Annotated in this window: 18 protein-coding genes and 4 pseudogenes; 9 read left to right on the top strand and 13 right to left on the bottom strand. The window is 69.7% G+C overall.

What is annotated here, in order from left to right:
- Window positions 1-572: 572 nt before the first annotated feature.
- Window positions 573-1,646 carry a pentapeptide repeat-containing protein gene (locus ACWCXX_RS19780; RefSeq protein WP_451128883.1) on the top strand — a complete coding sequence of 358 codons (1,074 nt, stop codon included), beginning with the start codon at window positions 573-575 and terminating at the stop codon, window positions 1,644-1,646.
- Window positions 1,647-1,923: 277 nt separating this feature from the next.
- On the opposite strand, the gene ACWCXX_RS19775 is transcribed toward ACWCXX_RS19780, so the two are convergent.
- The gene (locus tag ACWCXX_RS19775) at window positions 1,924-2,058 is read right to left on the bottom strand and encodes a hypothetical protein (protein WP_451128881.1); all 135 of its coding nucleotides are present in this window, start codon (window positions 2,056-2,058) and stop codon (window positions 1,924-1,926) included.
- Between the two features lie 272 nt (window positions 2,059-2,330).
- On the opposite strand from ACWCXX_RS19775, the pseudogene ACWCXX_RS19770 reads away from it, so the two are divergent.
- A pseudogene (locus ACWCXX_RS19770) lies at window positions 2,331-2,660 on the top strand (transposase family protein); the annotation flags it as partial.
- Window positions 2,661-2,726: 66 nt separating this feature from the next.
- Here the strand turns inward: ACWCXX_RS19770 and ACWCXX_RS19765 are convergent.
- Genes ACWCXX_RS19765 through ACWCXX_RS19755 form a run of 3 tightly spaced genes read right to left on the bottom strand, consistent with a single transcriptional unit; the run spans window position 2,727 to window position 4,654 of the window.
- Window positions 2,727-3,275, bottom strand: coding sequence for a WD40 repeat domain-containing protein (locus ACWCXX_RS19765; protein ID WP_451128879.1), 549 nt, complete (start codon window positions 3,273-3,275; stop codon window positions 2,727-2,729).
- Window positions 3,276-3,284: 9 nt separating this feature from the next.
- The gene (locus ACWCXX_RS19760) at window positions 3,285-4,253 is read right to left on the bottom strand and encodes a hypothetical protein (RefSeq protein ID WP_451128877.1); all 969 of its coding nucleotides are present in this window, start codon (window positions 4,251-4,253) and stop codon (window positions 3,285-3,287) included.
- Window positions 4,235-4,654, bottom strand: a complete 420-nt coding sequence (locus tag ACWCXX_RS19755; protein ID WP_451128875.1) for a hypothetical protein — start codon at window positions 4,652-4,654, stop codon at window positions 4,235-4,237. The genes ACWCXX_RS19760 and ACWCXX_RS19755 overlap by 19 nt, the downstream gene beginning before the upstream one ends.
- Before the next feature lie 369 nt (window positions 4,655-5,023).
- On the opposite strand from ACWCXX_RS19755, the gene ACWCXX_RS19750 reads away from it, so the two are divergent.
- Entirely contained in the window at window positions 5,024-5,455 is a 432-nt protein-coding gene (locus ACWCXX_RS19750) for a DUF7144 family membrane protein (RefSeq protein ID WP_451128873.1), read from the top strand.
- 175 nt (window positions 5,456-5,630) lie between these two features.
- Here ACWCXX_RS19750 and ACWCXX_RS19745 read toward each other — a convergent pair whose 3' ends face one another.
- A complete protein-coding gene (locus ACWCXX_RS19745) occupies window positions 5,631-5,843 on the bottom strand; it encodes a hypothetical protein (RefSeq protein ID WP_451128871.1) in 213 nt (70 codons plus the stop codon).
- A gap of 275 nt (window positions 5,844-6,118) precedes the next feature.
- Between ACWCXX_RS19745 and ACWCXX_RS19740 the strand changes: the two are divergent.
- Window positions 6,119-6,696: pseudogene (locus ACWCXX_RS19740) on the top strand (transposase); the annotation flags it as partial.
- Window positions 6,697-6,796: 100 nt separating this feature from the next.
- A pseudogene (locus ACWCXX_RS19735) lies at window positions 6,797-7,480 on the top strand (transposase).
- 217 nt (window positions 7,481-7,697) lie between these two features.
- On the opposite strand, the gene ACWCXX_RS19730 reads toward ACWCXX_RS19735, so the two are convergent.
- From ACWCXX_RS19730 to ACWCXX_RS19705, 6 genes are all read right to left on the bottom strand, one after another.
- Entirely contained in the window at window positions 7,698-9,119 is a 1,422-nt protein-coding gene (locus tag ACWCXX_RS19730) for a hypothetical protein (RefSeq protein ID WP_451128869.1), read from the bottom strand.
- Window positions 9,120-9,366: 247 nt separating this feature from the next.
- Complete coding sequence (locus tag ACWCXX_RS19725) at window positions 9,367-9,888, bottom strand: ATP-binding protein (RefSeq protein ID WP_451128867.1); 522 nt, start codon at window positions 9,886-9,888, stop codon at window positions 9,367-9,369.
- Window positions 9,889-10,087: 199 nt separating this feature from the next.
- Window positions 10,088-10,351 (bottom strand): metal-sensitive transcriptional regulator, encoded by a 264-nt coding sequence (locus tag ACWCXX_RS19720; RefSeq protein ID WP_451128865.1) that lies wholly within the window; start codon window positions 10,349-10,351, stop codon window positions 10,088-10,090.
- Between the two features lie 159 nt (window positions 10,352-10,510).
- A complete protein-coding gene (locus ACWCXX_RS19715; protein ID WP_451128863.1) occupies window positions 10,511-11,095 on the bottom strand; it encodes a rhodanese-like domain-containing protein in 585 nt (194 codons plus the stop codon).
- 98 nt (window positions 11,096-11,193) lie between these two features.
- On the bottom strand, window positions 11,194-12,591 hold the full coding sequence (locus tag ACWCXX_RS19710; protein ID WP_451128861.1) for a rhodanese-like domain-containing protein: 1,398 nt from the start codon (window positions 12,589-12,591) through the stop codon (window positions 11,194-11,196).
- Window positions 12,592-12,702: 111 nt separating this feature from the next.
- The gene (locus ACWCXX_RS19705; protein ID WP_451128859.1) at window positions 12,703-13,026 is read right to left on the bottom strand and encodes a rhodanese-like domain-containing protein; all 324 of its coding nucleotides are present in this window, start codon (window positions 13,024-13,026) and stop codon (window positions 12,703-12,705) included.
- Window positions 13,027-13,360: 334 nt separating this feature from the next.
- Here ACWCXX_RS19705 and ACWCXX_RS19700 point away from each other — a divergent pair, with 334 nt between their 5' ends.
- Window positions 13,361-14,695 (top strand): MFS transporter, encoded by a 1,335-nt coding sequence (locus ACWCXX_RS19700; protein ID WP_451128857.1) that lies wholly within the window; start codon window positions 13,361-13,363, stop codon window positions 14,693-14,695.
- A 430-nt stretch (window positions 14,696-15,125) separates the two neighbouring features.
- Window positions 15,126-18,062 (top strand): SpoIIE family protein phosphatase, encoded by a 2,937-nt coding sequence (locus ACWCXX_RS19695; RefSeq protein WP_451128855.1) that lies wholly within the window; start codon window positions 15,126-15,128, stop codon window positions 18,060-18,062.
- Between the two features lie 122 nt (window positions 18,063-18,184).
- On the opposite strand, the gene ACWCXX_RS19690 is transcribed toward ACWCXX_RS19695, so the two are convergent.
- Window positions 18,185-18,934, bottom strand: a complete 750-nt coding sequence (locus ACWCXX_RS19690) for a type 1 glutamine amidotransferase (protein WP_451128853.1) — start codon at window positions 18,932-18,934, stop codon at window positions 18,185-18,187.
- Window positions 18,935-19,542: 608 nt separating this feature from the next.
- On the opposite strand from ACWCXX_RS19690, the pseudogene ACWCXX_RS19685 reads away from it, so the two are divergent.
- Window positions 19,543-20,034 (top strand): annotated as a pseudogene (locus ACWCXX_RS19685) (NUDIX hydrolase); the annotation flags it as partial.
- 209 nt (window positions 20,035-20,243) lie between these two features.
- Here the strand turns inward: ACWCXX_RS19685 and ACWCXX_RS19680 are convergent.
- Window positions 20,244-20,960, bottom strand: a complete 717-nt coding sequence (locus ACWCXX_RS19680) for a hypothetical protein (RefSeq protein ID WP_451128849.1) — start codon at window positions 20,958-20,960, stop codon at window positions 20,244-20,246.
- A 589-nt stretch (window positions 20,961-21,549) separates the two neighbouring features.
- On the opposite strand from ACWCXX_RS19680, the gene ACWCXX_RS19675 reads away from it, so the two are divergent.
- A complete protein-coding gene (locus ACWCXX_RS19675) occupies window positions 21,550-22,038 on the top strand; it encodes a hypothetical protein (protein WP_451128847.1) in 489 nt (162 codons plus the stop codon).
- Window positions 22,039-22,111: the final 73 nt, after the last annotated feature.

The following is a 22,111-nucleotide window of genomic DNA, read 5'->3' as shown; positions in this document are numbered from 1 at the left end:
ACTCCGGCGGACAGTGCTTCATGACCACGGGACATCCGTCCTCCTGGACTCAAGATCCAAGTGTCTCGAGTGTCCAAGATTCGGGGGCAAGCCCCCACCACCCCCCAGACCCACACCACCACCCCCCAGACCCACAACCAAAAACCCTCCCCCACCCACAACAAAACAACGGAAAAACAGCAGCGCACCACCCCCTGCCACACAAGACCCAGCCCAGGAACCACCTGCGAGACCCGGCCACATCCGAACGACCAGACACAGGACCAGCCACCAGCACGAAAGACAAGCACCCACCCCACACCCAAGGAACGACTCCCCGCGAGCCCCACCCATAACCACCACACCCCCCAGAACGAAAACCAACCAGAACAACAACACCAAAACCCACACCAACCACAAAAACCCCGAAACAAACCAACACAAAACCAAACCCCCCAACCCCCCGAAACCACCACCCCCACCCAGAACACGACAACAAAGTCCTTGTCAGCGTGCACTTCTGGCTTCCCCGCGATGGTGCTGCGTGTGATCATGAAGCGCAGTAAGGATGGGGCAACCGGGGGTTGAGGCTGATGAACTGGCGTCGCATCACCACATGGGTGAGGTGCAATCGGTCTGCACTTGTATTCGCGGCCGGAGTGCCCCTCGCGGTTGCTGTTGTTCTTCTGGTGCTCGGGCCATTGTCATGGCTGGTTGCTGGCGACACCGTGCGCGTACTGACAGGCAAGGATCGTGCTGACGCAGTCAACGCTGTGCGGCAAACGGTGCTGGCGGCGCTCGCAGGGATCTCTGTTCTGGCCGGCCTGGTGTATACAGCGCGCTCATACGCGCTGTCCCGCCGAGGCCAGGTGACAGAGCGATTCCGCGCTGCCATCGAGCAGCTCGCTTCCGACAAAATCGAAGTACGACTCGGCGGTGTGTACAGCCTGGAGCATGTACTGGCCGAATCCCCACAAGATCACACAGCTATCGTGAATATCCTGGCCGGATTCATCCGCCACACCACACACCGCGGTACATCAAGTGCCTCTCTGGCTCTGCCCCACGAGCGGAACCCGTCATACCATGACGTTGCTTGGGGCATCGAGCTCCCCGCCGACCTTCAGGCCGCAGCCAACGTTCTTGCCCGACGTCCAGACCGGCACGAATCGCGCCGTGTGGATTTGCGCAGTGCAGGGTTGGCCGGACTCAGCTTGCGGCACTTCGAGTTCGACTCTCCGCCCAGTCTGTCGTGGATGTTTCTGACCTCAACCGACCTGCGCAGGGCCGACTTGCGAGGAGTGGACTTCCGACGGTCAATCCTCAACTATGCAGACCTCTGTCTCGCCTGGCTGGGCGAGGCCCGCCTGGACGGCGTAGGGTTGTTCGCTGCTGACCTGCGCGGCGCCCACATGAACGAAGCAGTATTGGTGCAGACCGATCTACGCGCCGCCGATCTGCGGGATTGCGAAGGGCTCACTGCCCATCAGCTCTCAGCGGCAGCGATAGACACAACCACACGGCTTCCCGACGTACTTCAAGGCGATCCATGGGTTGTGGCCCGTCTTGAGGATTGTGACAGTTGGGACAGGCTGCACGGGACTACTACCTGTGCCCCTCCAACCCCTCAACCCCCTCAGGCGCACCGGAGCCCTGCCGGGCTGTAACGCGGAAGTCGTCCTTGTCATGCTTCGTAGCACGGGCTGATCGAGCAGCACCGTGTCATTGGACAGGGGTGTTCGCCGATCGCGGCCACGAGTTCGCCGCGTACCGCCGCATCCCCTGGTCCCAATGACCAGTAAGTTGTGCAATCCCGCTGCGCAAGAGGATTCTGACACGACGTGCGCTGATCAACATGTTGGCATTCTGTGACCCTGCTGCTGTCCGGCACCCGGTGTCGCTACCCACCAGGAGCTGCCGAGCCCTGTGCATCACCAGGTGCGCTCAGCCGTCCACTCCGGCTTCCCACTTGCGTCGGCGCAGGACGTAGCCGCTGAAGAGATGTCGGCTCCGGTCGAGGAGTTCCCCCACCTCCACACCGCAGGACCGCATGTCCGGCGACGGACGCCAGCGTTGCACGGATTGCCCGACCAGACAGCACTCCGCCTCCAGTTGGTGATCACAGGCACGGAAGGATCCCGGTGCGAGTGGCGGGAATGGGCGGCTCAAGGCCGAGCCACCAGAGGTGGAGAACAGTTCAGAGCGTACGACCCGCATCCGGTCCTGCCGCTGCCCCGCCACCGGCCGACTGGCTGCCCCAGGACGACCCGGACCGCTTCGTCTGGAGAACAACTCGCGTCACTGCGTCCGAAGCCGGCCTCGCAACCGGCAATCGCGTTCTGGTTCATTCGGCCACCGTGATCGCCGGCCACAGAGACCGCACGTTATGGGCCGACGCCCCGCGACCTGGCCGGATGCACGACGCCACCGCTGCGCGTAACGAAGGCACCAGCATCTGCTTCCAGCATTTCCCCGACGTGGAGGTTCTCCCGGACGACGGCTGCCCCGGTCCACGACGTGGTCACCCGGGCCAGGCAATAACACCACCGATGAAGCCGAACAACAGCGCACTTCCACCCGTACACGCCCGCTGGGAACGCCACCGGCACCGGCACTCGTCCGACCGCATCACCGTCGAACACGCCCTCGCCGACCACAAGCGCTGGAAGCAACTGACCCGCTAACCCCCAACTCCCCTGCCACAACGTGCTTTTCGGGGAAACATCCTCTCAACCTCTGATCGCCTTTCACCCCGGCCTTCTGCGCCCCGGGCACAGTCGTGTCACTGTCTCGGCCGCGGCCGCCGTTTCCACGATGCCCTGGTCTTCCCTGCGGGCCGGGCGGCGGGGCTGGTGAATCGGGCCGCCGGCCCGGCGTGGTTCCTGCTTTGTGCACGCGGCTGCGGCCCGTCGCCACGTCCCACACTCGTGCCGTGCCGTGCCGTCCGCACGGCCCGCGCCGAGCACGAGTCGCCCGTCGTGACCGATCGCCGCCGCCCTGCTGTCGTGCCCGTCGAGGACCAGCCGGAGCGCACCACCGGGAAAGTCCCACACGAGCACGACCCCGCCGTGGTACGCCGCCACGGCGACCCGTCCGTCACCGCTGAGGCACACCGAGTTCGGCCAGCGGAGTATCCGGTCCAGCCCCTCTCGGCGGCCGTCGAAAACCCGCAGGCAGCGCCCCTCGGCCAGGTCCCAGAACCGCACGGTGTACAGCCCGGCGGTGATCGCGTACCGGCCGTCACCGCTGATGCTGAGCCTGACGGGCTCCTCCTTCGGGTCGACCGGTGCCGCCACCTCCCGCGGTCAGCGCCCCTCATGGACGTCCCACACCCGCCGCACCCCGTCGCACACACTGACCGCGCGTGTGGCGTCGTCGGTGAAGCAGACCCGGGCCGACGGCGAGGCCGGCGTGGCCTCCATGTCGAAGAACGGGTCGTGCACCGCGCCGCGCTCCTGATGGGTGCACCAAGCAACGCGGCGCGTGCCGCTCGACCCGCCGGACCGGACCGCCGGCTGTCGGCCGAGCGGCGCGTCGGCCCCGTCGTGGTCGCCGCGTTCCCGGTGCACCCCGGCGAGGAGTCGGCTGGCATCGCCGGGTCCGGACTGCCCGGCGGCCACCGCGTCGAGCGCCACGAGGAGGTCCTCGTCGGTGATCTCGCCGCGCCGCCATCGCAGCAGACCGGGGTTGTACGTGGCGTTCAGGTGCTGCGGATCGACGGCGAGCGCGGTGGCGAACGCCTCGCCAGCATCGGCCGGACGGCCGAGGTCCAGCAGGGAGACCCCGCGGTTGTTGAGCTCGTCGGCCCGCAGGTCCGCGGCCGCCGGGACCGGCCGCGGATACGGGGACCCGGTCACTCGCCGGTAGAGCTCGACGAGTTCACCGGCGAACTCGCCCATGGAGGAGGGCCGCGCGGCCGGGCCCGGGCTCAGGCTCCGCTCCAGCAGATCGGCAAGCCCGCACGACAGGCCGGGCATGCCGGGCTCGGCCCGCCTGCGCCGGATGGCCGACGCCTCACCGCCCACGGCACCGAACATCCAGCTGATCCCGCCGGCGAACATCTCCAGCACGGACACGGCCAGGCTGCAGATGTCGGAACGCCGGCCCACCTGCATGCCCGTCCCCTGCTCGGGCGAGGCGTGGGCGGGCGTCAGACCCCAGCTGGACACCAGCACGCCCGTGCCTGCCGGGATGCCCGTGGGCACCGGCCCCGTGGCTGTGACCCGCACCCGGGCCGGGCCGAAGCCGGTCACCTTCACGACGACCCCGCCCACGGGGGCGTCGAGCAGTACGCCGACGGGCTCGAACGCCCTGGTGCACCACCCCCCCGCCCGTGCGCGTGGTCCAGCCCCCAGGCAGACTGCACCGCCAGGTCGAGAGCGCGGGCAAGCGCGCCGGCCGGGTCACCCGCGTACAAGCGGCGGCCGTCGATCCAGTCACGCAGGCTGCCGTCGGCAACGTACCCGGCGAACACCCGCAGAAGCCCGTCCAGAACACGTACGCAGCGGCAGGCACACACGTTCGGATACAGGCCCCGCAACACCCAGATCTCCACCCCGGCCGTGAACAGGTCCCGCTGCGCACCGGTACGGAAGAGTTCCGCCTGCGGGCACTCCACCGCCAGATCGGTCGCCCACCAGACGCCGGACCCGATACACCAGGCCCATACCACCACCCTTGCGCACCCGGACAACCTCATAACGCCCCTCCAAGGCGCCCGCGGCACCGGACAGGTCCGGCCCGGTACCAGACAGAGCGCAAGCAGGCCCGCTCACCGTTCTTCATCGCGGTAATGACCGCAGACAGGGAGGTGCTCGCCATCGTCTGGCACGGTGAGACCAGTCCTTTGCTGAGGCCGCCGATCATTGCCGGTACGCGCTGAGGGGACATCGTTCCTGCACGGGCCGTGTCGGCATCCGTCGGCCTCTTCGTGGTGGGGTGCGGTGGCGGTGCCGGGGAATTGCGGTGATCCTGGCAGAGGAACGTGGCTGTCTCGCACGGGCCAAGTGTGTCGGTAGCCGCGCTGTACAGGAAGGCGACGGCCATGACAGCGATGCCGAACAAGACACCGCCGGGGCACAGGGGGTCCGGCAGTGCGAAGGTCGATAGTGCGTCCCAGGTAGCCGGGGCCCTGTTGATGCTCAGCGGGCCGCTCAGCATTCTCGTGGGTGCGTCGGGTATCGCAGAGGACAACCTGTTCGCCGCTTCGACCCGGTACGCCTACCGGTTCGATCTCACTGCCTGGGGCGTGATCCACCTCGTGGTCGGTGTGGCGCTCGTGGCCGCAGGCCTGGCGATCCTGACGAACAAGAGCTGGGGCCGGGGGGCCGGTGTGGCGGTGGCGGGGATCAGCCTGATCACTCAGTTCATGTTCGTTCCGTACTACCCGGCGTGGGCCATTCCCGTCATGGCACTCGACCTCGTGATCCTCTTTGCGCTGACGAGGTTCCATGTGGGAGCCGACGACAGTCGGTGAACCCGAGGCAGGGCGGCCACGATCTCGATCCGGGCGCGGGGGCGGGTGGACCAAGAAGCTGCTTCGTCCCTCGCGATCACTCCGAGGCCGTAGTGGCGGCCCGTCGTGCTGGGCGCATGGCACTGCCAGTCCCCGACCTGGTTCCAGGCGTGGGCGTTGCGGCACGGGTCGAAGTTCAGCCGGGCGGGGTCGAGGGGGAACGGGGCGCAAATGGTGCACTGCTCACCTCGCGGAATCCGTTCGCTCCGGCATAGCCTCCGTGGTGGCCGTCGAGGCTGGCCGCGAGCCACCACCGGCGCTTGCTCGGCTGCGGGCATTCGGCCTTGATCGTGGTGCGCTGCGCCAGTTCGACGGTGCGCGCACAGTTCCAGGCGTCGTGAAGGCGCATGATGTCGTCGAGAGAGTGACGACCAAGAGGTTCTGCCGCTCGCTGTACTCGTCGGCGGGGCTGAACCAGGCGTCGAGAACCAGACGGCGCACACCGTCCTCGTGGAGGGCCATGCCTGGCATGACAGAGATGCGGGACCAGATGAGGCGCCGGACATGTCGTCGAGGAGCGGGGTGACTTCGTAGTCGGGGCACTTGGGCATGACCGGTCCAATCGGTTGGTGCGATTGAGGTGGGTGGTGACTGGGCACCGGATGGGGGAATGTCGGCTGCGGGACCGGGGCCGGTGTCCGGCCGCAGCCGCACGAGGTACTGCCGGCCGGGCTGCGGGCCGCGGACCTGCCGGACAAGACCGACGCGGCGGTCGACGGCTCTCGTCTCCGGGCCCTCGAAGGGGGCTCGCACCGGCTCTTCGCCGGTCGACCGCGCGCGTCCGGGCAGCAGGCACCACCTGATCGCCGGCCGGCACGGCACCCCCTCGGCCGTCTCGCTCACCAGCGGAAATCGTCACGACGTCACCCAGCTGACGCCACTGCCGCCCGCGACATCCCACATCCGCGGGGTGTGCGGGCGGCCGAGACACCGGCCGGGCCAGCTGCTCGCCGACCACGACAAGCACCGCCGTCTCCTCCGGGCCCGCGGCATCCCACCGAAGACCGCCCGCAAGGGCACAGCCCACGGCTCCGGCCCGGACAGGACCCGCTGGGCCGTCGAGCGGATCTTCGCACAGCCCCACCAGCTCAAACGGCTCCGAATCCGCTACGAGACACGGGATACGGGCCGGTCCACATGTGGGACTGCTCCAACTCGCCTGCAGCATCATCTGCTTGAGACGACTCCGGACATCACTCTGAAACGACCAGTAAAGACCGTGTCCTATGTGGTGAGGGGGTTGTTGGGCTTGTCATGGGGCGGGGGACGTGGGGTTGGATTGTTCCGGATGGGCTGTGAGAAATCGCGAAGCCGTTGATCCCGCCGTCGAAAGTGCGGCCGCAGGGCGGCGGGAAGCAGGACACGCCTGAGGAGACGCCGTTCGCCGCGATCGTCTACGCCCTGGTCAGCGGCTGTGCCTGGCGAGCCCTGCCGCCGTGCTTCGGTATATCGAAGTCGACCGCCCATCGCAGATTCCTGATCTGGTCACGGGCCGGCGTGTGGAGCCGGCTGCACAAGGAGATTCTGCACCGGCTGGACGACGCCGACCTGCTCGACCTGTCGCGCACCGTCCTCGACTCCGCCCACGTGAGGGCGGGAAAGGGGCGAACTCACAGGTCCGAGCCCCGTGGACCGGGGCAGGCCGGGTTCCAAGATGCACGTCCTGTCGGCCGCGAACGGACTGCCCCTGGTCGTCGGTGTCTTTGCGGCCGACGTCCACGGCAGCGTCGCGCTGAAGCCCATGGTCGCCGGTCACCAGGGGATGGTTACGGGGCAAGCACATCGGTATCCACATCGCATGCAAGGCATTGCATCCGGCGAACGGCTCGGCCCCCGAAGGCGGGTAATCGAGCGGACGATGTCGTGGCTGACCGGTTACCGTCGGCTTAACCACTGCTACGAACGCCATCCCCGCAACTACCTGCATTCCTCGGACTTGCCGCGGCCGTCTGCTGCTACAAGCGACTCGTCCGACTCACCGCATAGGACACGATCCAAAGTTGTGCGGTACCGCTGCGCAAGGAGGTTCTGACGCGTCGTGCGCTGGTCAGCGTGTCAGCAATCTGTGGCTAATTGAAGTGCTCAGCCACGGCCGGTGCGGCTGAGCGCTTCAATTGGCCAGTGAGCGTGGCCCTGCTGCTATCCGGTATCCGGCGTCGCTATCCACCAGGAGCTGCTGAGTCCTGTGCATCACCAGGTGCGCTCAGCCGTCCACTCCGGCTTCCCGCTTGCGTCGGCGCAGGACGTAGTCGCTGAAGAGGTGTCGGCTCCGGTCGAGGAGTTCCCCCACTTCCGCACCGCAGGACCGCAGGTCCGGCGACGGGTGCCAGCGTTGCACGGATTGCCCGGCCCAGGTACGCAGCTTTACGTCCGGGTCCTCCAAAAGGCCGACAGCCGCCCGCAGCGCCATGAGGCCGCCGTGCGCGTCGAGCAGCCGGAAGGCACTGACCCGGACGTGCCGCGGCTGCTGGGAACCGGTGCGTTCCAGCAGCCAGTCGGCGGGCAGTTCCTTTGCCCACGGCAGCAGGGCGACGGCCGTCTCGCGTGCGACAGCGGCGGCAGGGTCGTCGAGGAGCGGCCGCAGTTGTTCCGCGTCCACGCAGTCCAAGGCCCTCAGCCCGGCCACCGCCCGCGCTCGCGCCCCGGCAACCGGGTGTGCGAGCAGCGTCCGCAGCAGCCCGGCGTCCGTGCGGTTTCCGCACTCGGCCAGCCCGATGACCGCGCCGGGCGGCAGATCGAGGTGGTCCGGTTCCGTGCACCGCTTGCGGTACCAGGCCGCCGGATCGCCTCCATGCTGTCGTACGACGTATCTGGCGCAAGCACGCACGAGCGCGGACCGGTCGCCGAGGAACGGCTCCGCCCGTTCTGGCTGCCCCGCCCGGCGCAGCCCGGTGACGCCGGCCGAACGGGTACGCGGGTTGCGCGCGGACAGCAGTGGAAGCAGCACGTCTTCGTACGCCTCCTCGTTCCCCGGAGCCGTGAGCGCTGCTGTGGCGCACAGGTCCTGGATCACGGTGTCCTCGTTCCGGGCAGCCGCGCGGGCCAGTTCGGCGGGACGGAGCAGTCGGCCCTCGACCGCCAGCCGGTACGCGAGCCGCCGGACGATGCGGTCGGGGGCGACGAAGAGAGTCGCGAGCTGTTCGCGGGATGCCCGGCGCAGGGTCTGACCGAGTACATCGACGCCGAAGGCACCTCTGTCGCGGCGTCCGACGCGGAGGATCAGCGGCGCGAGGTCGAGGGCTGTGTCCACGTCCAGGGCCTCGCGCAGCAGCTGTCGGGCGTGCTCCCTCACCGGGCCCGCCCAATCGGCGCAGCGGATCACGACCAATGGCAGCAGGCCGGGGTATCGGGCCGATCGGCGCACCGCCTCCTGGCGGATCCGCCCGTCGCGGTGGCAGAGGGCGAGTGCGAGCCGGGATTCGTCGAGCCGGGCCGGGTCGGCGGGCAGCGGGGCGGAGTGCTCCCACTCCGGCAGGGGCTGGGAGCGGTACCAGGCCACCTCACGTACTGCGGCGTCCAGCGCGAGCCAGTGGTTGGGGTCGGCGACATCAAGCGTGCTTCGAAGCGGCGCACCTCCTGCGAGTCGTGCCGCTGCCGCTCTCCCGTTCTCGACATTCTCCAGCACTTCTGCCCCCTTCAGCAGCCCTGTCGGGTGATCGTAGGGTGCGGGGTGCGTGCAGGGCGCGCGAAATACGGCTCGTGATCGCCGAGGGCCACCGCCCGGCGTCTTGCCCCCCCGGATGCGACTTTTCGGAGCAGATGACACCGAGTGCCGGGCCGATCCGGGTCCCTGATGAGGCCCGTTCGCGCTGTCCGGCACCGGAAGGCCGTTCCCTGTTGCTACCTGCGTCTGTTCCGGGTGGGGGCGGACCTCATTGCTTGACGGCCTCTGCGATCTGCAGGGCGGCCTGGGCGGGCGTGAGGTGCGTGGTGTCGACGACCTCGGCCTCGGCGTGCAGCCAGGTGCGGGCGGCCTTGGCGTAGGGTTCGAGGTGTTCGAGACGGAACGAGGAGGGACCCATGAGGGTGTCCCCCTCGATGCGCCCGCGGAGGGTTTCCTGGTCGGCGTGAAGGACGAAGTGCCGTACTGGAATGGCGTGTTGGGCGAGGCCTGTGCTGATCTCGCGCCAGTACTGCTCGGTCAGGACGGTCATGGGGATCACCAGGGTGCCGCCGGTGTAGTCGAGTACGTGGCGGGCGGTCTCGACGACGAGCGGTCGCCACGGCGGCCAGTGCTGGAAGTTGCCCGTCCAGGGCAGCCCCGGCGTGATGTCCATGAGTGTCTCGCCGACCTTCTCCGCGTCGAACACCCGTGAATCCGGGATCAGCTGCTGCACGAGTGCACTGGTCGTCGTCTTGCCCGCGCCGTGGGTACCGTTGAGCCATACAATCATGGGGCCCGACGCTAGCGCCATGCGGGTCGAGGCACCAGCACAACAGAAGCCCGGCATGGCTTCACTCCACCGCCCGTTGAAGCGGGTGAGCCTGGTCTTCTTCCTCCTGCTGCGATCTGCCGTGCGGCGGCCCGCGAAACCGCCCCGCTGACCCCGCCCGTCCGGTCGGCCGGTGGTGGTGCCGACCGGCCGGGCGGGGTCAGGCGAGGGCGAGGAAGAGTTTCTCCAGTTCCTCCCGCGACATGGGCGGGGTGTCGAAGTCGCCGCTGAGGCACTGCCGCATCCCGCCGGCCACGATCTTGAACCCGGCCCGGTCCAGGGCCCGTGAGACGGCGGCGAGCTGGGTCACGACGTCCTTGCAGTCGCGGCCGGACTCGACCATCGTGATCACCGCGGCCAGCTGTCCCTGAGCTCGCCGCAGACGGTTCAGGACAGGCTGTACCGATTCTTCGTCCACCTGCACGAGATCCTCCTTTTCCTGCCAAGAACGCCCTGGGGCATGAAAACGAACCGGCCGAACGCCGTGCGCAGCGCGTCCTGCGGGATACGGCTCATGAGCCTCCCCCGCCCAGAGTGCCGAAGCTGTCGCCGGTGAGCAGGGATGCCACGACGACCAGGACGGTCACTGTGTGCTTCGCAGCTCCGCGATCACCGCGCGGATGTCGGGGCGCGGCCCGCGGTTGTACGGCAGTTTGGACAGCAGCACGCCCATGGTGCACGAGTTGCTGACGGCCGCGTAGGTCAGGCCCGCGCCGACAGCGGTGCCGATCAGGTGCGCGCCCGGCACGAAGATGCCGACGAGGCCGGTTGCCAGGACGATCGAGCCGGCCACGAGCCGGACCTGGCGCTCCATCTCCCACCGCTCGGGGCCCCTGTTGACGGGCGCGCCGACCGCCTCCCAGGCGACGATGCCGCCCTCCAGGACGCGGAGGTTCGGCAGGCCGGCCTCGGCGAGGGCCTTCTCGGCCTGGGCGGCACGGGCCCCGGAGCGGCAGACGAGCACGACGTCCTCGTCGAGGTGGGCCAGGAGTTCGGCGCGGTGCTCGCGCAGGGTGCCCAGGGGAACGTTGTACGAGCCCGGGATGTGTGCCGTGCGGAACTCACCGGGCGTGCGCACGTCGAGCAGGCGCGGGGCCCTCCTTTCCTGGACGAGCCTGTGCAGTACGGCGGGGGTGAGGGAGGGGGTGGGTGCGGGGGTGGTGCTCATGGGATTCCACTTCCATTCGCCCGCGTATACCCGGGGTATGCGCGGAGGTGTGAGGGGCTCCTGCGTTCGGCGGGGCCCCGGGGACGGAGGTGCGGTGGTCAGGCGTTGGCAGCCGCGGTCGCCGATTCCGCCGTCAGGGCCCAGGCGGCGTATCCGCCGAGGATGTCGGAGACGTCCTGGAAGCCGCGCTGTCGCAGCAGGCTGGCGGCGATGGAGGAGCGGTGACCACCGGCGCAGTGCAGGACCAGGGGCCGGTCGGCGGGCAGTTCGTGTGCACGGTGCGGGAGTTCGCTGAGCGGGATGTGGAGGGCGGACCCGATGAATCCGTTCGCCTCGCGCTCGCCGCAGGTGCGCGCGTCCACGACGACCGGCGGGTGCTCGCCCGCGAGGGCGGTGCGCAGGTGCGCCGCGGTGACCCGGCTCGCGGAAGTGACCTCGTCGGCCAGTGCCTCCAGAGCGTCCTCGGGGTTGCGCAGGTAGCCGACGACCCGGTCGAAACCGATCCGGGCGAGGCGGGTGACGACCTCCTCCTCCCGGTTCTGCGGCGCCATGACGACCAGCTCGGCGGCCGGGTGGAGGACGGTTCCGGCCTGCTCGGCGAAGCGGCCGTCGGCGGGGATGTTCACCGCGCCGCGCAGGTGCCCGGCTGCGAACTCCTGTGGATCGCGTGCGTCCACCACGACCGCGCCGGCGGCCCGCAGTTCACTGAACTCGGCGAGCGCCAACGGGCGAGGGGCCGACGCGTCGTAGCGGGCCCGGTCCTTGCGGTTGAGCTCGGCGTCGTACGCGAAGTAGCCGGGTGCGGCCGACTGGCCTGCGGTGACGAGTGCGACGAACTCCTGGCGGCCCATCGGGGCGCAGGCGTAGTTGGTCGCCCGCTGCTCGCCGATGGTCGACTGCTTCTTCGTCGACAGGTTCTTGCCGCAGGCGGAGCCGGCTCCGTGCGCGGGGAAGACCCGCACCTCGTCGGCGAGCCCCATCAGTTTGTTCTGCACGCTGTCGTGGAGCATCGCGCCCAGCTCCTCGGCGGTGACGCCGACGGAGGCGAGCAGGTCGGGGCGGCCGACGTCGCCGATGAACAGTGCGTCGCCGGTCAGGACGCCGTACGGCATCTCGTCCTCGGCCCGCTCGTACACGAGGACGCTGATCGACTCCGGAGTGTGCCCGGGGGTCTCCAGGATCTCCAGGGTGACGTCGCCGAGGGAGATCCGCTCGCCCTCGGCGAGCTTGCGGATCGGGTACTCGGTCTCGGCCTGCCGGCCGTAACCGATCCAGGCGCCGGTCTCGTCCGCCATTTCCAGGTGGCCGGCGACGAAGTCGGCGTGGAAGTGCGTGTTGATCACGCCGACCACCGTGAATCCGTGCGCGGAGGCGTCGGCCAGGTACTCGGAGACGTCCCGTCGCGGGTCGACGACCACGGCCTGCCCCGTGGTCTCGTCGGCGATCATGTAGGACGCCTGGGAGAGGCAGTCGAGGTAGTACTGGGTGAAGAACACGGCAATCCCTTCTCGAGGAACGCGCGCCCCGGGATGGGCGCGAGAGTGCTGGGGGCCACACGCCCGGTGGGCGGGCCCGGGTACGGATCCGGGTTCGGCGGCCCCGGGAGTTCAGGCGCCGTGCACGGCCGTGCCGCGCACGAGCGGACGAGCCGTGCGGGCCCGGCCCGCGGTGCCACCCGCGACGGACACCGCGTCCACCCCAAAGACTGTGAGGTGTTCGGCGGGCCGGGCGCTCCGGTTGCCACTGGCGCAGATCACGTGCACGGGACGGTCGCCGGGCAGTTCACCGAGGACGGTTCCGGGCGCGGACAGCGGAGTGCTCGGCGCTCCCGGCACGTGGTCGGCCGTGTACTCGTAGGGCTCACGGACGTCGATGACGAACGCACCGTGAGCGAGTTCGGCTGCGAGGACATCCAGACCCACTTCACGCATCGGGGCACTCCTTGCTTCGATACCCCCCCGGGTATTCATGTACTCGACCGTAAGCCCGAGGCCGCGGACAAGTCAAATACCCCTGCGGGTATCTTGGGTCACAGCGTGACACCCCTCTCGAAGTCCGACCTCTTATACCCGGCGGGGTATCCTGAACTGCAGATACGCGCTTCCTGGCTGATCGGGTCCGCCCGGGAGGCCGCGCTGGGGGCGACGCGTGACCGCCTGCACAAGACATGCGACCGGTACCTGCGCATCGGCGGATGCCCGGCGCCGCGCCCGGCCCCCGCCCCCGCTTGCCACCGCCTCGTCAAGGCCCGGAGGAGATCCGCTCGTGAACGCCACGTCCACGGTCGCCACGCCGACCGATACCTCCGGGCGGCCCGTCCGGCTCGGCCTGCGGGAGAACTGGCTCCAGTTCTCCCTGCTCGTCGTCGTCAACATCGCCGTGGGCGGCCTGGTGGGGCTGGAGCGAACCACCGTGCCGCTCATCGGCACCGACACCTTCGGCCTGACCAGCGACTTGGCTGTCTTCTCCTTCATCATCGCCTTCGGCCTCACCAAGGCACTGACCAACCTGGCCGCCGGGGCCCTGACAGCCCGCTTCCGCCGCAAACAGCTTCTTGTCGTCGGCTGGCTGATCGGTGTCCCCGTGCCCTTCGTCCTCGCCTGGGCGCCGTCATGGGGGTGGATCGTCGCCGCGAACGTCCTGCTCGGCCTCAACCAGGGCCTGGCCTGGTCGATGACGGTCAACATGAAGATCGACCTCGTGGGGCCCGCCCGCCGCGGTCTGGCCACCGGCCTGAACGAGGCCGCCGGCTACACCGCTGTCGGCGCCACCGCCCTGGTCACCGGCTATCTCGCCACCGGCTACGGCCTGCGCCCCGTCCCGGAGCTCGTCGGCGTCGTCTTCGTCGCCGCCGGCCTCGCCCTGGCCCTCGTCGTACGGGACACCGCCGCCCACGTCGCGCTCGAACTCACCCACCACACCAAGCCCCTGCCCACCGGCGAGAACACCGGACCGGCCGCCACGTTCGCCCGCACCTCCTGGCACCACCGCTCCCTGCGCGGGGCCAGCCAGGCCGGCCTGGTCAACAACCTCAACGACGGCCTGACCTGGGGCGTCTTCCCCCTGCTGTTCACCCACCACGGGCTCGGCCTGGCCGCCGTCGGCCTGATCAAGGGTCTCTACCCGATCCTGTGGGGCCTCGGCCAGATCCCCACCGGCCACCTCGCCGACCGCATCGGCCGCAAACCCCTCATCGTCACCGGCATGTTCGTCCAAGCCACCGGATTCGTCCTCGCCCTCACCCTGCTGGACACTCCACTCCTGGCAGGAATCCTGTCCGCCGTCGCCCTCGGACTCGGCACCGCCATGGTCTACCCGGCCCTCATCGCCTCCGTCTCCGACCACGCCCACCCCGCCTGGCGGGCCAACGCACTCGGCACCTACCGTTTCTGGCGCGACGTCGGCTACGCCGCCGGCGCCCTCGTCGCCGGCCTCCTCGCCGACGCCTTCGGCCTGAACGCCACCGTCATCGCCGCCGCCGTCCTCACCGCCGCATCCGGCCTCCTCGCCGCCCGCTGGATCACCGAGCACCGCCCCGACCCCGCTGAACCACTCGCCTCGCCCGCCCCGGCCACCGTTCACGGCTACCGGTCGCCGTGAACACCGCCCACAACGCCATCGAGGCGATCGTCGCCTCCACCCCCGGCATGATCGCCCCGGCCGTGAGGGGGGACACGTTCGTCATGCGTCTGTCGACGAGCACGAGCTGCCCGCCTTGTGACTGCCCTGCACACGCCGGTGGATCGTCGGGCGGGGCGAGAGCGGGCGGCGAGGCGGCCGGGGAATCGCGGGGGTCACCGACCACAGGCCCCCGCTTGCTCTCGCCGAGAACCCCCCCTGCGGCACCCTCGGCACGGAGCGTGACGAAAGAACCGTCGGCCGGTACCCCGAAAGGCACCGCAATCCGGCGCATCCCCCATCGGCTCGGCCCGGGACCCACGTCTCCGCCGATCCCGGCATGCCCCAGGGGCAGAAGGGACGTCCGGCGCGACTTGGCTCCAAATGCCATGAAAACGATAAAATCCGCATTATGAACGCACGGCTGGCCTTGCTCAGCGCAGTGGCTCACGGCATCACGGAAAGTGAAGTGTTCCGGCTGGCGCTGCAGCACGCCATGGGCGAGCTGGGCGCGCTGGGCGGAACGGTTCATTTTCGCGGTCCCACGTCCGCGCTGCGCCTGGTGTCGGCGGTAGGCCTTCCTCCCGACCTCACCCGTTCCTGGGAGATCATCGACCAGGAGGGCCCACTGCCTCACGCCCGCGTCCTGCGACAGAACACGGGCGTATGGGTGCCGTCGAAGACCGCCAAGCCCGCCATGCCTGCCGACGTCGCCTGGCCCGGCACCGGCCTGGCCGCGTTGCCGTTGTCCGGTGGGGACCGCAGCATCGGCGTGCTCACCGTACTGACGGGCGAGCGGGGCGAGCCCACACCGAAGCAGTGGGACTTCCTGCGGGCCCTGGTCGCCTGGACCGAGGAACGCCTGGGCCAGGCACCACCGCCCGGCCCCCACCGGGCCGAGCACGGTGGTGAGCGCCTCCGGCAGGCCCTGAAGGAGATCAGGGTCGGGTCGTGGGACTGGAACATCCAAACCGACGAGCTGAGCATGGACGAGGCGGCCCTGGAGCTCTACATCACCAAGCCCGCCGATTTCACCGGCATGATCGAGGACTGGATGCGGGCCGTCCACCCCGACGACCTGCCACCCGCGCTGGCGGCGGCGGACCGCGCGATCCGCGACCACTCCGTGTTCGAGGCCGAGTACCGGGTGCGGCGCGCGGACGGCACGTACCGCTGGGCACAGACCCGGGGCAGAGTGGCCTACGACGAGAAGGGCGATCCCCTCCGCATGACCGGCGTGGGGTGGGAGAGCCGCGAGCGTTCCGCCCATGACGCACTCGGCCGGGCCCTGCGCCACATGAGCGACGGGTTCCTGGCGGTGGACGACGAGTGGCGGATCACCTTCGCCAACCTGGAGGCGGAAGGCGCGCTGGGCTGCTCCGAGGAGGAACTGCTCGGGCGTCTGTTGTGGGAGCTGCCCGCCCTGCGGCAGATTCCGGACCTGGAGACCCGCTGCCGGCAGGCCGCGACCGAGGAGAAGCCCTCCGGCTTCGATGTGCGCATGCCGGACACCGGGCGCAGCTACCACCTGCGGCTGGTGCCCGGATCCGACGGCCGGACCGTCTACCTCGCGGACGTCACCGAGCAGCGGCGGATGCAGGAGGAGCGGGAGGAGGCCGAGCGCGCCGCGTGCGAGCGAGCGGCGCACATCACGGAACTGACCACGGCGCTCGCCAAGGCGACGACCTCGCAGGACGTGGTGGACGCCGTCGCCTGGCGCGCGCTCCCCCCGTTCTCGGCCACCGGACTCCTGGTGCAGGCCATCGAGGACGACCGGCTTCGCAATGTCGGCGCGTTCGGTTACCCGGAGGACTTCCTCGAAGCCGTCGACGGTCATCTGCGGGCACCGGACGAGCCGCCCTGGAGCACGATCCTGTCCGGCACGCCCCTGTTCCTGTCGACGGGGCGCGAACTCGCCGCGTACGGGTCCGAACTCGCTCGTCTGGGCGCGCTGTCCGCCAAGCAGGCGTGGGCGTTCCTGCCGCTGACCGCGTCAGGCCGTACGTTCGGAGTGTGCGTCGTGGCCTTCGACCAGCCTCGCCGCCTCACTCCCGAGGAACGCATCCTGCTGACCACGATCAGCGCTCTCGTCTCGCAGGCCCTGGAGCGGGCCCGGCTCTACGACGCCGAGCACACCCGCTCCCGGGAGCTCCAGCGCAGCCTGTTGCCCCAGGACCTGCCGCCCCTGTCGACCTGCACGGCCGCCGCGCGTTATCTCCCCGCCGGCCAGGGCATGGACGTGGGGGGCGACTGGTACGACATCATCCCGCTCTCCGGCGGGCAGGTCGCCCTGGTCGTCGGCGACGTCATGGGCCACGGCCTGCCCGAGGCGGCCACGATGGGCCGTCTGCGCACCGCCCTCCACACTCTGGCCGACCTCGAACTGCCCCCCGACGAGATCATGGGCCACCTCAACGACATCGTCGGCGGCATGGGCGAGGAGTGGTACGTCACCTGCCTGTACGCGCTCTACGACTCCACCACGCAGATCTGCTCCATCGCCCGCGCGGGGCACCCACCGCCTGCGATGGTCCACCCCGACGGCTCGGTGCACTTCCCGCAGTTGTCGGCCGACCCGCCACTGGGTGCGGCGGAGCCGCCCTTCGAGACGGTCGAGGTGAGAGTGCCTGCGGAAAGCCTGCTCGTGCTCTACACCGACGGGCTGGTCGAGTCGGCGAACCGGGAGATCGACCAGGGTATGACCAGGCTGGCCCAACTCCTGCGCACGGCCCACGAGGAGGGCACCGCCGCGGACCTGGAGCGCCTGTGCGACACCGTGACGGCCGGTCTGCTCCCGGTCGAGCACCGGACGGCCGACGACGCGGCGCTCCTCATCGCCCGGCTGCATGCCCTGGCCGACGACAGCATGGCCTCCTGGTCGCTCCCCGAGGGTCCGAAGGCGGCCGGTCAGGCCCGCCGGCACGTCCGTGAGCAGCTCTCCGCCTGGGGCCTCGACGAACTGACACCCACCACGGAGCTCCTGGCCAGCGAGATGGTCGGCAACGTCGTGCGCCACGCCAAAGGCCCGGTCCATCTGCGTCTGCTCCGTGCCGCCGAGCTGATCTGCGAGGTCTTCGACAACAGCCTGACGATGCCCCGTATCCGTCGGGCGAAGGAGACCGACGAGGGGGGCCGCGGTCTGCAGTTGGTGAATGCGCTCTCCCGGCGGTGGGGCGCGCGGTACACGCGGACCGGGAAGTGTATCTGGGCCGAACAGGCCCTGCGCGGACCGGATGGTCGGCGGGACGGTTCGGACGATGCGCTGGGCCTGTCGTTCCTGAACGCCGAGGGGATCGAGGGAGATCTGGAGGGGCTGTCCTCCGGGCTCCAGGAGGGCCGGGAGGGCTGACGTACTCGTGCGTGATCGGCGGTGGCGCGTCGGGACCGACGACGGGCCCCGACGCAGAAGTCCCGGCGCAAGTCCAGGCCGAAGCCCCCGCCGGTTTCACCGACGAGGGGGCACGAGTTCGTTCAGGGGCTCTGTGGCCCCGGCCGCCGGGCCCTTGCGGTCACGATGTCCGCGAAGCGGTGGGCGACGGTGCGCCAGGTGTCGGTGGCTGCCGGCTCGTCTCGTAGCGCCAGAGCGTGCAGGGTCTTTGGGGATGGAGCGCCGTTTCGCTTCAACCGGTCGCGGTTCCAGCCGCGGATCCGCTCAGCCGTGGTCTCCGGATGAAACTGCACGCCCCATGCCGCGGAACCGATTCGGAATCCCTGGTAGGGGCAGTGCTCGCTGCGGACCAGCCAGTGGGCGCCGGGGGGAAGCTCGGTGATGGCGTCGACATGGTTCTCGATGGCCGGAGGGTGTGCGGGCAGCCCGTGAAACAGCGGGTCCCCGGCTGCCTCGGGGCGCAGGCTGAGCCGGGTGCTGCCGAACTCGGGTGTTCCATGTTTCCCACGTACTTGGCCACCGGCGACGTGAGCGAGCATCTGGCCCCCGAGGCAGATGCCGAACGTCGGCGTCTCTTCGGCAAGGGCCTGACGTACGAGGGCCCGGGTCGCGGGCAGCCAGGGTGCGAGGGCATCGTCGTCGGGTAGGCAGGCGCCGCCGAGAACGATGAGCGCGGGGTGTTCCAGCCGGTCCGGAAGCGGGGCGCCCTCGTATGCCCGGACCACATGCGCCGCCACGCCCCGCTCCGTCAGCCAGGTCGTCCAACGGCCCAGTCCCCCTCCGGACTCGTGCTGTACCACCAGTGCCGTAGCCGTCCCGTCGGCGGTACCCATGCCTCTGCCCCTTGTCGTCGTCCGCGCTTCTCGTCGGCCGGTACGAGCGGCCGAAGCCGTTCCCACTTGGCCTCCGTGAAACCACACTGCCCAGGGCGGAACCGACGACACCGACAGGAAGCAGGAACATGCCGGCCGGACAGGCCGTAGGCGTGAGGAGGGGCGCATGAGGGCGGCCTTCGGCACGTTTGTTCCAGGGCCTCCAGGACGAAGCGGCGGACACGGTCCTCGTCGGTGCGGGTCGGCACGGCGTACCCCGCTGGGCCCGTCGAGCGCCCGGCACCTGCGGTTGGTCGGGGCGGTCCGGCTCGGCTCTGCTCGGCAGCCTGCGGTCTCACCGGTTCAGCCCGTAATCCAATCCGATGAACGGCCGGAACGGGGCAGGGCCTGCCCTCGTCCTGGCCACAACCATCGGTGACTTGGTGATGGCACCGTACTGAGAATCCGTGAACGGAGGGGCGTCTCTTCCGGTATCGGCCATTCGGGGCGTACCGATGGCTTGCGCAACCACGCTGCCTCGGACGTGGCGAGACAAGGACCGCCCCGCCATGCCGTGGTCAGCATGCCGGGCCAGGAGCAGTCGACCGCGCACGGCCTACAGTGAGGGCATGCCGGACAACCAACGCCACGTGACCGTGGAGGCCGACGTCGAGATACCCGTGCCGGCCGACGGCGAAGTCTGGGCGGTCGGAGCGGTCGTCCTCAACCGGGACGGCAAAGCCTTCGCCCAGAAGCGCAGCCCCCACAGGCGGCTCTTCCCCGGCTGCTGGGACATCGTCGGCGGCCACGTCGAACCCGGCGAATCGTTGCTGGACGCCCTCGCCCGCGAGATCGAGGAGGAGACCGGCTGGCGTCTGCGTCACGTCCGGCGCCTGCTCGGGGTCACCACCTGGACCGGCGACGACGGTGCCGGAAAGCGGCGCGAGGCCGATTACCTCGTCGAGGTCGACGGCGATCTGGACCGCCCCTCCCCGGAGTGGTCCAAGCACACCGCCCACGACTGGTTCGGTCCGGGCGACCTTCCCCGTCTCAAGGAGAACCGGGCCCCCGGCGAGTACCTCATCCACGACCTGGTCGCAAAAGCTCTGCAGGATCACCCGGGCACGACCTGGCCCCGTGAGCAGGGGCCACCGGCCGATGCCGCAGAGAAGGCCCGAGCCCCGGCGGACGCCCCAACAGTTCCCGGCCGCGCGGCAGCGGTCGCCGTACGCCGCGGTCGCCGCGCGTCGGCCGGGCACCCGTTGAGCTTCGTGTCCGGAACCGCGATCCCCGCGGCGGGGCCCTGTACCGTCCCGGGTCGGACAGGGCCTCAGGAGTGGTAGAGCACCCGGACGACCATGGTGTCGGCCGGCAGGGATTCCAGGTGCTCGTTGAAAATCCGGAGGTACTCGGTGCCGCCGCTCTCGATCCAGCGCCCGTCCAGGGTGAGCAGCGTGGGTGTGGGCAGGACCTCGGCGACACGTCCGGCGACGAACGCCTCGGGGTCGTCGCCGAAATGCGCGACCGGGTCGCCGGTGAACCGGGCCTCGAGGTCCGGGTCCTCGGCGAGGGCCCGGATGAGCGGCTGCCCGACGAACTCCTCGACGACCCGCTCGCGCGGGTGGGTCACCGGGTCGATGTGAGCCCTGGTCGCGAAGAACCCGTAGGGCAGGGCCGACGGGTATGCGGCTGCGAAATTCTGGTACGCGCTCCACAGGGCGCGGGACCGCGTGGCGGTCTCGTTGCGGTCCACGTCGAGGTCGAGCAGCCCGCGCGGCCCGCCGTGGCACCGGAAGGGCGGCGGATCAACCTGCGACTTCTTCCACTCGTCGTGGCGGACGAGCCTCGGGTCCTGCTCGTGTCCGGGGAGCACGGCGAACAGGCATCCGGCACCGGACACGAACCAGTAGTCCCACTCCCCCACCCAGTCCGGGTCGGGGCAGTCCGGGCGGTTGCAGTCGAACGGGGCCATGGCCTGCCCGATGGCCCGATGGAGGTCCTCGGGGGCGCAGGGCGGGATGCAGACGGTGATGCGCTGTTTGGCCATGTCTCCATCTTTCGTACGGTGCGACACGAATCGCTCGGGCCGGGTGTTCGATGCCCCGGGCTCAGTGTGTCCGGGCGAGACGGAATCCGAGGTCGTCGATGTGGCCGCTCCACCAGCGCTTCGAGAACGACGCGCTCCCTGATCACAAATGCGGCGCCACGGATCCTCGGACGCGTCATGATCGTATTCCTCCTCACCGCCGCCATGGGCCCCGTCGGACGTCGGCACCGGGCTGTCCGTGGTGGCGGGCGCGCTGCTGACGGCATGCTGTCCGGTCCTCTGCGGACGCCCTGACCAGGTCGATATATCGTCGCCGCATGGCATACGAGTTCGACATGGTTCAGTCGCTCGCTTCCGTTGTTCGCGACGGCGGGGCGGGCAGCGTCCGGGAGTTCGTCCGCGGTTTCGCGGCACACTGGGCAGAGCCGCTCGGTGACGAGGACGGCCTGACCGAAGCCGATCTCGTGGCGGCGGAGGAGGGATTGGGGTTCCGGCTGCCCCGGCACTGCGGGAGGCGTATCTGCTGTTCGGCCGCCGTACGGATCTCACCGGCAACCATGACATCCTGCTCGCTCCGTCCGAACTGTACGTGGACGGCGGCCGGGAGGCTCTGGTCTTCCGGCACGAGAACCAGGGGGCCGCTTCCTGGGGCATCCTCCTCGAAGCGCTGGACGAGGAGGACCCTGCCGTGTTCGTCCGGGCGGATCTGGCCGACAAAAGCGCCGGGCGGTGGGAAGCCTGGCTGGACCGGCTCTCCCTGGCTCTCGTCGAGATGGTTCTCTCGGAGTCCGTGCAGGCGGATGACGAACTCTGCGACTTCCTGGTCGACTTCGACGAACACGGCGCCGGGCTGCTGCAGCAGAAGTGCGTCCGGCTTCCCTTCCCCGCCTACCCGGCCTGCGAGAAAGAGGCCGGCACCCGCTGGTTCCTCGGCTCCGGCGTCCTGCTCCGTGACGACGACGGGGCCGCCCTGTACGCCCGGGGCCGGACCGAGGAGGCCCTCGACGGCATCCGCGACCTGGTCCCGGGCGACTGGCTGAACGACTTCCGCGATGTCACGCCGGGCGACCGGGCGTGAGACGACGCCCGCCCGTTCCCGTGCGGGGCGGCATTCGGCGGTTCCGTCCGTGCGGGAGCCGGGCCGGTGCCTG

Source organism: Streptomyces sp. NPDC001732 (assembly GCF_053596315.1).
This window is presented reverse-complemented; position numbering and strand designations above follow the sequence as displayed.